This window comes from Moraxella sp. CTOTU49097 (genome assembly GCF_032064105.1).
In the GTDB taxonomy this organism is placed as follows: Bacteria; Pseudomonadota; Gammaproteobacteria; order Pseudomonadales; family Moraxellaceae; genus Faucicola; species Faucicola osloensis_B.
In genome coordinates this window covers 1-9,797 of record NZ_DAMBOA010000026.1, presented here as the reverse complement: position 1 = coordinate 9,797, position 9,797 = coordinate 1, and the positions used below count along the sequence as shown (strand labels likewise).

9 protein-coding genes are annotated in these 9,797 nt (G+C 43.9%); 4 read left to right on the top strand and 5 right to left on the bottom strand.

Features of this window, described 5'->3' with window-relative positions; all coding sequences use genetic code 11:
* Positions 1-117 precede the first annotated feature (117 nt).
* Positions 118-1,917, top strand: a complete 1,800-nt coding sequence (locus RT064_RS10065) for an RNA polymerase factor sigma-54 (protein ID WP_313063169.1) — start codon at positions 118-120, stop codon at positions 1,915-1,917.
* 353 nt (positions 1,918-2,270) lie between these two features.
* Positions 2,271-3,509 carry a cation:proton antiporter gene (locus tag RT064_RS10060; protein WP_313063168.1) on the top strand — a complete coding sequence of 413 codons (1,239 nt, stop codon included), beginning with the start codon at positions 2,271-2,273 and terminating at the stop codon, positions 3,507-3,509.
* Between the two features lie 55 nt (positions 3,510-3,564).
* On the opposite strand, the gene thiS is transcribed toward RT064_RS10060, so the two are convergent.
* The 4 genes from thiS to RT064_RS10040 form a co-directional block, all read right to left on the bottom strand.
* Positions 3,565-3,765: a sulfur carrier protein ThiS gene (gene thiS, locus RT064_RS10055; protein WP_144918115.1), complete on the bottom strand. Its 201-nt coding sequence runs from the start codon at positions 3,763-3,765 to the stop codon at positions 3,565-3,567.
* Positions 3,766-3,812: 47 nt separating this feature from the next.
* The gene (locus tag RT064_RS10050; protein ID WP_313063167.1) at positions 3,813-4,181 is read right to left on the bottom strand and encodes a DUF423 domain-containing protein; all 369 of its coding nucleotides are present in this window, start codon (positions 4,179-4,181) and stop codon (positions 3,813-3,815) included.
* Positions 4,182-4,186: 5 nt separating this feature from the next.
* Positions 4,187-5,368, bottom strand: a complete 1,182-nt coding sequence (gene rpoH / locus RT064_RS10045) for an RNA polymerase sigma factor RpoH (RefSeq protein ID WP_313063165.1) — start codon at positions 5,366-5,368, stop codon at positions 4,187-4,189.
* 74 nt (positions 5,369-5,442) lie between these two features.
* Positions 5,443-5,805, bottom strand: coding sequence for a sulfurtransferase TusA family protein (locus RT064_RS10040; RefSeq protein ID WP_313063164.1), 363 nt, complete (start codon positions 5,803-5,805; stop codon positions 5,443-5,445).
* Between the two features lie 287 nt (positions 5,806-6,092).
* Between RT064_RS10040 and RT064_RS10035 the strand changes: the two genes are divergently transcribed.
* Entirely contained in the window at positions 6,093-7,712 is a 1,620-nt protein-coding gene (locus RT064_RS10035) for a M48 family metalloprotease (protein ID WP_313063163.1), read from the top strand.
* 3 nt (positions 7,713-7,715) lie between these two features.
* Here the strand turns inward: RT064_RS10035 and yihA are convergent, their stop codons facing one another.
* Positions 7,716-8,417 carry a ribosome biogenesis GTP-binding protein YihA/YsxC gene (gene yihA / locus RT064_RS10030; RefSeq protein WP_313063162.1) on the bottom strand — a complete coding sequence of 234 codons (702 nt, stop codon included), beginning with the start codon at positions 8,415-8,417 and terminating at the stop codon, positions 7,716-7,718.
* A 491-nt stretch (positions 8,418-8,908) separates the two neighbouring features.
* On the opposite strand from yihA, the gene RT064_RS10025 reads away from it, so the two are divergent.
* A complete protein-coding gene (locus RT064_RS10025; protein WP_313063161.1) occupies positions 8,909-9,577 on the top strand; it encodes a c-type cytochrome in 669 nt (222 codons plus the stop codon).
* Positions 9,578-9,797: the final 220 nt, after the last annotated feature.

The window sequence follows — 9,797 nt, the reverse complement described above, 5'->3', positions numbered from 1 at the left end:
AAATACTAGCATATCTTGTTGAAACAATACTAAACTAGCAACCTAGCAGAGCATGAACACACCATAGACACACCATCTAAACTAACCTCATTAGAATAAGGCTTAAAAAAACGCGTTATGAAAATTGGTATTGGGGCAAAGCTAACGACGGGGATGACACTCACCCCACAAATGCAGCAGGCAATTCGCTTGCTGCAATTATCGAGTCTTGAACTTGAACAAGAAGTGCAGCTTAAACTCGATAGCAACCCCCTGCTTGAGCGTGAAGAAGAGTGGGAGACGTCTTATGAAGACGACGATAACTTACCCGATGGCGAAAACTATCCAGAACACGATACAGATAACGACTATGACTATGACTATGATGACTATCAAGTAGAAGGTGTTGAGTTGTCTGAAGCTGATTTAGATGACTATACCCGTCATGAAACTGAGGTGTTGGAAGATTATCTAGCGTCGGATGATTTTTATCCTGCTTCTGCTAGCCAAGACTATCCCGAGCACAGTGAATCCTCGGCAGTGCATGAGTATGCAAATCATAGCCCAAGTGATAGTTACAGTGACAGCGACAGTTATGATGACAAGCATAGGGATAGTTATGCAGACAGCGATTACCGCTATGATGAGGAATTTGGCTTAGACGGGATAGATAGTAGCGAGCATCTTACCAGCCAGCAAATCGACATGCCAGTGGATGCACAGTGGGATGATATTTATAGCTATGAATCTTCGGCAACCACGGGCATTGATAGCGAAGACAGTCAGGATGATTATAAGCTTGCCACGCAAGGAAATATTCAAGATTATGTCCGTTGGCAGCTGAATTTAAGAAGGCTTTCCACCATCGATATGCTGATGGCGGAGTATCTGATTGATAGCATGGACGAGCGCGGTTTTATCACGTTATCAAATGATGAGCTATTTCAAAGTTTTGATACCATGTTATCATTTTATCAAGTTGAAAACGTGGACTTGGCGCTTGAAGACATTGAGCTTGTGGTTAAGCAGATACAAAACTGCGAGCCACTGGGCGTTGGCGCGAGAAATTTGGCAGAATGCTTGCTGATTCAGCTCAATAAATTGCCGAGTGATACCCCCTCTTGGCAAGCAGCCAAGCAAATCTTGATGCATTCAGAATTTTTTGCCAACAATAACATCAATGCGCTGCTTAAATCATCCAATCTTGATGTCTCTGAGATTCAGCCTGCGCTTGCCTTATTACGCACATTAAACCCCAATCCTGCACTGTCTTATGAAAAATCACAGCGCCAGCTCGATAATGGCATTGAAAGCTACGACATTCCTGATGTCATTGTGGTGCAGCGAGGGCAGCATTGGGAAGTCAGCCTAAACCCAGAAACCTTGCCAAAACTGCGTATTAACCAAGTGTATGCCAAGCTTGTCAGTCGCAATGACAACAGCGAGCAAGGCGTTTATCTAAAAGAGCAGCTGTATGATGCGCGGCTGTTTATCCGTAGTATCGAAGAGCGTAATCAAAATCTACTAAAAGTTGCAACTTGTATCGTCAAACGTCAGCAGGCTTTTTTTGAGCAAGGCGTCATGGCAATGCAGCCGATGGTACTCAAAGATGTGGCGGATGAAGTGGGCTTGCATGAGTCAACCGTTTCTCGTATTACTACCAGCAAAACCATTCTTACCCCCAAAGGGCTATTTAGCCTAAAATATTTCTTTTCAAGTCAAGTCAGTAGTGATGAGGGGGAAGGCATCTCTTCAACTGCTATCAGTGCGATGATCAAGCAAATGATTGAGGCAGAAGACCCCAAAAAACCGCTATCTGATAGTAGTATTATGAAGAACCTGCAAGATAAAGGTATTGATATTGCCCGTCGTACCGTGACCAAATACCGAGAAGGTATGAACATCGGTTCTTCTACGCAGCGTAAAGTGCGGTTTTGACCGCAATGTTGGGCTTAGAGGGTCAGTCAAAATCTTTTCTAGCTGAATTCTCAAATTTAACTAAGCCGTCAAATATAACTAAATTTTCAAATATAACTAAATTTTTAAATTTAACTCAACTCTCGAACTGTTAACAAATCTCTTGGTATTTTGCTAAACAGCAATGGTTGATGGCATGCCGACCTTTTTGCATAATGGATTCATAAGGGATAAACCTTTTACGCAGTAACGTGGCTTAGCAATAATTGCTCAATAGCAACTATTTTTACTCCCAGTTATTTGAATTGATGTAAACCAAAATGATATAAACCAAGTTGCCAAGCTTTTTTGGCAACTTATCTTGGTACACAGGTATGCTTGAACACTATAATTTGATTTTACTTTTTTTAGGGTTGGCGTTTTTAATCGGGGCATTTTTTCCTGTGCTACCGCGCAAGCTTTCGATATCCCTACCTATGATACAAATTACCTTTGGCGCACTGCTAGGGTATTTTTTTATGGGACTGCCTAGAATTAATCCGCTTAATTATGGCGTTCCTATCGAGAAAGTTACAGAAGTGGTGGTGCTGATTTCGTTGGTCGGTTGTGGTATCAAACTCGATAGTCCGCTCAATTGGAAAACGTGGCAACCGACCTTAAGGCTGTTGGTGATTGTGATGCCAGTGGGTATCGCTGCGATGGCATTGATGGGGCATTACATTTTTGGACTCAGTATGGCGGCGGCTATTTTGCTCGGTGCGGTGCTAGCGCCAACCGACCCTGTATTAGCGGCAAGCATCCAAGTCGGTCCACCCAACTCCGAAAGACAGGAAGATGTGACCCGATTTACCCTCACCTCAGAGGCGGGTCTCAATGATGGACTGGCATTTCCGTTTGTGTATTTAGCGATAGCGATTGCTACGGCAGTGTCACTCAATCAGGGTTTTGGTGCAGGAGATTGGCTGCATTGGTTGGGTTATGATGTGTTATGGCGAATCATTGCAGGGGTGGCTGCGGGTTACTGCGTCGGTAAATTTTTGGCAAACTGGCTATTTACCAAGGCATATCCTGATAAAGTCGAGCAAAGTTATATGGTGTTAGCCTTGATGTTACTGGCTTATAGCATCACAGAGTTTGTGCATGGTTATGGTTTTATTGCCGTATTTATTGCCGCGTTAACCCTTCGGCGCTCAGAATGTGAACATGAATATCATGAAGGCTTGCATGATTTTGCTGAGCAAATTGAAGGTTTGCTGATGTCGCTCGTGATGGTATTTTTGGGACTGCTGGTGGGTCAAGCGTTAGCGAGTGATGTTACCCCTAGCTGGCAAGTGTATGTGGTATGTTTGGCGTTTATATTTTTGATACGTCCCATCGTGGGTTATTTTAGCCTAAGTAATCTGGGGATGAGTCGCAATGAACGCTGGGTAACCGCAGGACTGGGCATTCGCGGGATTGGTACATTGTATTATATCGCCTATGCGATGAATAAAGGCGTATTTACCAGTGATGAAGCGCTAAAAATTTGGGTCATTTGTGTGGTAATGATTGCAATGTCGGTGTTTTTACATGGGTTAACCGCCAATCGTTTATTAGCCATGACCAAAAATTAGTTCAACGCAAAAACAAAAAAGCGGGTAAGTTACCCGCTTTTTTACGTTGATATTATTAGCCACCGCCCACCGCTTGCACCACTTCAATGTTCATACCATCTTGCAAGGTGACATTTGCCAATTGGCTTTTTGGAATCAATTCACCGTTGATTTCAACGGCAAAACGACCTTGGGTTTGCCCCATTTCATTCAATAGTAGTAAGAGATTTTGATGCAACGTTTGTTTGACGTCACCATTTAAAGTCACTTGTGGCATTATTTCGCTTCCTGTTTTGTTACGCTTTCTGTCATGGTTAAATAGGGTTAAACTGATGAAGTGTGCTTAGCAACACTGATCGCAAGCCAAATCCATGCAATAATAAACAGCGTGCCGCCAATCGGGGTAATTGCCCCGAGCCAACGTGGCATCCCCAAAGCCATCAAATATAGCGAACCTGTAAAAAGCACAATACCCAGTTGCATAACCCACGCGATAGTAGGGGAGGTGAGGTTTATACGCAATAACATACCAACAATCAACAACCCAAGCGCGTGATAAAAAAAGTATTGTGTACCCGTCTGCCACCAAGCCATTTGCTCGGCTGACAAACGCGGTTTAAGCCCATGTGCGGCAAACGCCCCACAGGCGACCGCCACTGCCATATTTATCGCACCAACACTTAACCAATTCATGACGTTTAATCCAACTGCAAATGGGTATTGGCTAACATGGCTTCTTTGATTTTATCCATGGCATTTTTTTCAATTTGGCGTACCCGTTCCGCGGAGATATTATACTCCGCCGCCAACTCGTGCAAGGTCGCTTTTTGCTCATTGAGCCAGCGCTGCTGTACAATATCCCGCGAACGATCGTCCAAATCTTCCATCGCTTCCATCAAGGCTGAATTGTTATTTTCTTCCCAATCAGCATCTTCTACCATATCGGCTGGGTCAGCCGCATCTTCTAAAAAATACTGCGGTGCATAGCGACCTTCGTCTTCATCATCACTTTGTGCTTCAAACGATGCATCATACGAAGTCAGACGACTTTCCATCTCTAGCACTTGCTTGACGGTAACATTTAAGTCTTTGGCAATCGCTTCGGCTTCTTCCAGCGTTAACTGGTTGTTGGTTTTTTTCAGTGAGCGCAAGTTAAAAAACAGCTTGCGGTGCGCTTTGGTGGTCGCGACTTTGACGATACGCCAGTTGCGAATCACAAACTCATGGATTTCAGCTTTGATCCAATGCACTGCAAAAGACACCAAGCGCACGCCTTTGTTTGGGTCAAAGCGTTTCACCGCTTTCATCAAGCCGACATTGCCTTCTTGAATCAAATCGCCTTGTGGCAAACCATAGCCAGAGTAACTGCGCGCAATGTGAATCACAAACCGCAGATGCGACATAACCAGCAGTCGGGCTGCTTCTACATCCCCTTCGTCAGTATAGCGATGCGCTAGCTCCTGTTCTTGCTCTGCCGTCAAAATAGGAATTTGATGAACCGCGTTGATATACGCGCCTAAATTCACCCCAGGGGCAGATAACGCAGTCGGCATGGTAGGAACAAGGGCATTGGTCATGGCTTTCTTTTGACGGGATCGCGATGCAGTTTTTCTTGGTTTTTCAGCAAACTCATCGTCATAGTCGTCATCAGCCTCGTCCAACAACTCATCATAGTCATCATAACTATCAGGGAGCTGTGCAAGATCAATATCGTCGTCACCTAAACTATCAAAGTCTGGCTCGTCAAATTCATCGAGTTCGTCGTCATCGATGTCATCAAATGCAGCGTGTGGATAGTTATTGAGCTTATCGTCAAGCTTGGTCGATTTTTTTGCGTTGGCAGTCTTTTTTATTGTCGTTGTTTTGGTCTTTGTAGCCATGAAATAGCCTGTCAATTGTCCTTTAATTTCTGTTATTTAGTATGCCTTAAAGCCAGCTCTTTTGTAAGAGGCGTTTAGCAATTTTTGGTTATGATCGAGTGAAAGATTGTGTCTATTGTATTTTCAGACGGTGTGATTGATGTCTGTTGCACTAGGGTATATCCGGCATGCTGACAAAAAGCTGCGATGTCACGCTTGCTATTAGGATCGGTTGCAGTCAGATACACCGCATGACCCAACGCGGTCTTTTTTAGTGCCATTTTAAGTTTAAGCAGCGGCATCGGGCAGGCGAGTCCTTTACCATTTACATAGTGCTCGATTTGAGGATTGATGTGGATATCGTTATGTTCGCCTGAGTGAAACAACCCCCAATCTTGGCAAAAGGCGTCATCTGAGAGTAAGGCAGGATTTAGCGTAATCTGAGAAGAAGCAGTCATGGTAATAAAGTCGCTAGTCGAAAATTCAAAGTGTGTTAGATAGTTATTATAGGCTAAATTACAAGTGTAGACGATTGAGATAAATCAAAGTTAGGATTATATTTTTGAAAATTTAACCTTTATCATTCACTCAGTAGTCGGTAGATTGTAGCAAGATATCATTACAAAATTTGGCTTTTTAAAGCTGCTGAAATTTGTATATTGAGCAGTATTATTTAGCATTTACCTTTTTTAAATATCATTTTTTTAAACATCATTCTAAGCTAATTTGCTGTCAAAGGTCGCGCATGCCCATCAATCCACTTGCTAGTTATTTATCTGCTAGTTATTTATTTAGAAAAACGCCCGTAGTAGCTGTATTAAGTACCCTGTCAACAGCAGTTTTTGCGGTAGATAACTTTTCCTACCAAAGTGCGCCTGCTTTTAATCCAGTCATGATTGCAACTACTGAGCCTACCCAAGTCAATGGTCAATTAGCCTCTATGGACAATGGGCAAGCGCTCATCGATACCGAGCAAAATCGCCAAGTCGGTGAGTGGGCGCTTCGACAAATTAACGGCAATGCAGCGCTGATAAAAGACCCTTGGTTGCAGCAATCGCTTGAACAAATTGTGTGGCAAATCAATGCGGTGGCAGGTCTCAACGCACCCATGGGGCTGGTGATTATCAATGACAAGCAAATCAATGCTTTTGCGGTACCCTCTGGGCTTATCGGTATCAATGTCGGTTTGTTGGATAAAGCCAAAAGTCTGGATGAAATAGTGAGCGTCGTCGCGCATGAGATTGCCCATGTCAGCCAGCGCCATTATCAACATCGCAATGATGAAAAGACCAAACAGCTACTGATGCAGGTAGGCGGTCTTTTGGCGGGCGTCGCAGCATCCAAAGTTGGGGATGGTGATGCCGCTGCTGCTGTCATGCTAGGCTCTCAGGCAATGTCAGCCAACGCTGCTGCCTCCTATAGCCGTGGGCAAGAGCGAGAAGCCGACCGTATTGGCATGCAAATCATGAACCAAGCGGGCTATGATGTCAATGCCATGCCCAGTTTCTTTGCCACCCTAGACCAACAAAACCCTGTCAAAAGCAACACCTTGATTCCCAGTTTTATTTTAAGCCATCCGCTCACCGCAGATAGAATTAGTGAAGCAAGGGCGCGAGTCGCAACTTATAAGCGCGATAGCCAGGCCAATATGGCGTCAAACCGTTATCAATCTATTCAACAGCAGCGCGCGCAACTGTTTGAACAAATCCAGTGGCGTGCTCGCTACTATGGCTATCTAGTCAACAAAGCCGATTTGGAACAAGGGGCAAAAACCAGTAAAGGTGCCAAACTTGCGCTGATTAATTATTATCTTGATAACGGACAACCCAAGGCCGCACAAAGTTTAATGCAGGATTTTGACAAGGACATCAACACGCTCGCCAATCCGCTAGCAGTCGTGACATTTAGCCAGTTAGCGGCGCAGCAAGGCAATGTCGATGTGGCAATTGCTAAATTGCAGCAACTCGCCTCTGTTTATCCTGAGCGCACAGATGTGCCACGCTATCTGAGTGATATTTATTTAAAATATCGACCTACGGCAGAAAGTGGTCAACAAGTATTAGCGCTGCTTCAACCCTTATCCAAGCAAAATCCCCGTGATGTCATGGTTTGGGATCGATTGCAACAAGCCAGTCAACTACTGGCAAAACATCGTAGCGGCAATGAGCAACTGATTCATCGCATCAATACATTACGCTATCGCGCGTATGGCGAGCTATGGCGCAATGAGCTAAAAGACGCGGTGACATCACTGACCCAAGCCAAATCGTTAGCAAAGCAGCTACCTAGTAACCAATCTTTGCTGGCACTGCTGAATCAGCAAATCAACCAAGTACAAGACGCCAATCAGTTTAAACCATCTTAACCATTAGACGGCTAACGTAGGTTCATTATCCGTTGGCTCATCCTGCGCGGGTAGCGCCAGCCAATTGCCAAGTTTTAATGACAGTTCTTCGAGCCCAATTCTATCTTGGGCGGAAAATAATTGAATACTAAACGGCAATTTTAATTTATTAAGCTGATTGCGGGTTTGCTGTAGTGTGTTTTTGGCAGCACCATATTTGAGCTTATCGGCTTTGGTTAATAGCACATGAACCTCAAGCTCACCGTCTTTTGCCCAGTGTAGCATTTGCTCATCAAAGAATTTTAGTGGATGGCGAATGTCTGTGAGCAGCACTAAACCGGCAAGGCTTTTACGCGAAATTAGGTATTTTTCCAGCTCTGACTGCCATTCTTTTTTCATCGCCTCGGGCACGGCGGCATAGCCATACCCCGGCAAATCCACCAACCGCTGATCCAAATTGCCCATATTAAAAAAGTTAATCATTTGGGTGCGACCTGGGGTTTTGGAGGAACGTGCTAACTGACGCTGCTGGGTCAATGCATTAATGCAAGAGGACTTACCAGCATTTGAGCGGCCAGCAAAAGCAACTTCGCGACCCGTATCGGCAGGACACAGTTTAAAGGTAGGGGCAGACAGCATAAATTGGGTTTGATGCAACCAGCGTTTTGCCGCATCACTATCGTCAGTAATCGCAGTTGGCGCAAGGGTGTTAGTAGAATCCATCATCAGCACATAATCTTAATGTTAAAGCGCTATTGTATCAGCAAATACCCATAACCCAAAATTTTGAGCACTTGCTAGCGCTGTTTTGTGAGATATTTTTTGTAGTGAAAACCGCTTGCCAACTCGCAAATGACTTTTACATGATTATCGAGTTATGGCATAATAATCAGCCATATCAATTATTCGATTATGGTTTTAATCATCACCATCACTGTAATCGACCAAACCCTCGGTGTTGCAAAGTCATTAAGCTAACTTAAATGTCGTATTAGCCACATGATTAGTGTTCATTGGTGGGGTAGCCTACAAATTTTGCAGACAAGCGCATGGTTGTCTTGCTATAATATTGTAACTTAGTAGATACATTCACCAGTGTTAAAGCAATAAATATATATGATGATAACTGGGTGTTGCTTTGATATTGTGTAAGTAATACCTTTGTCGCTAGCTCATTGTGAGTCATAACCAACACGCTTTAGTAGGAATTGTTACCGATGAAAAAAATACTCACTGCCGCAAGCCTTTTAATTGCCAGCGTAAGCGGTTCTGCAGCTGTTACCGTACCAAAATATGACATTGCCAAAGGTAAGGTTATTGCTGAATCAGTTTGTGGTGCTTGTCATGGCGTCAATGGCGTTAGTACTGTTCCTGCACAGCCTAACCTTGGCGGACAAAACGTTAAGTATCTCTATAAACAGCTAACCAACTTCAAATCAGGTGCGCGTGTCAATCCTATCATGTCAGCGCAAGTGGCAAAATTAAATGACCAAGACATGGCGAATGTGGCAGGTTATTTTGCAAGTCAACCACGTTGGGGGGTAGGTTATGCCAATCCTGCTTACGCAGCAACGGCGCAAAAATTGTATTACGGTGGTAATAGCACGCGCGGTGTGATTCCTTGTGCAGGCTGTCACGGCGGTAAAGCCAATGGTAACGATTTAGCCGCTTTCCCACGTATTGGCGGTCAACATTCAGCTTATATCGCAACCCAATTAAAACTATTTCGTGCAGCGGGTCGTGAAGACGATGTAACCGACCCATCACAAGTGCGTATGAATGATGCAGCTAAGAAAGGTGATAAAGGCATGATGCAAATCGTAGCCTCAAAATTATCGGATAACGATATCAAAGTATTGTCTGACTATATCAGCGGTCTACACTAGTATTTAGCGGTATATCATTTAGCCAAGCTTAGCGCTTGGCTTTTTTATTGTCTAAAACAACCTAAACCAATATTAACCAATAGTGAATTTTATTGGCAAATTAACCGGTTAACAAAAGCTTAGGCATAAAAAAAGAGCCACCTAAGTGACTCTTTTGTATGCTTACTAACGATTAGTCGTTAACTTTAGCAACAACACCCGCACCTACAGTACGGCCACC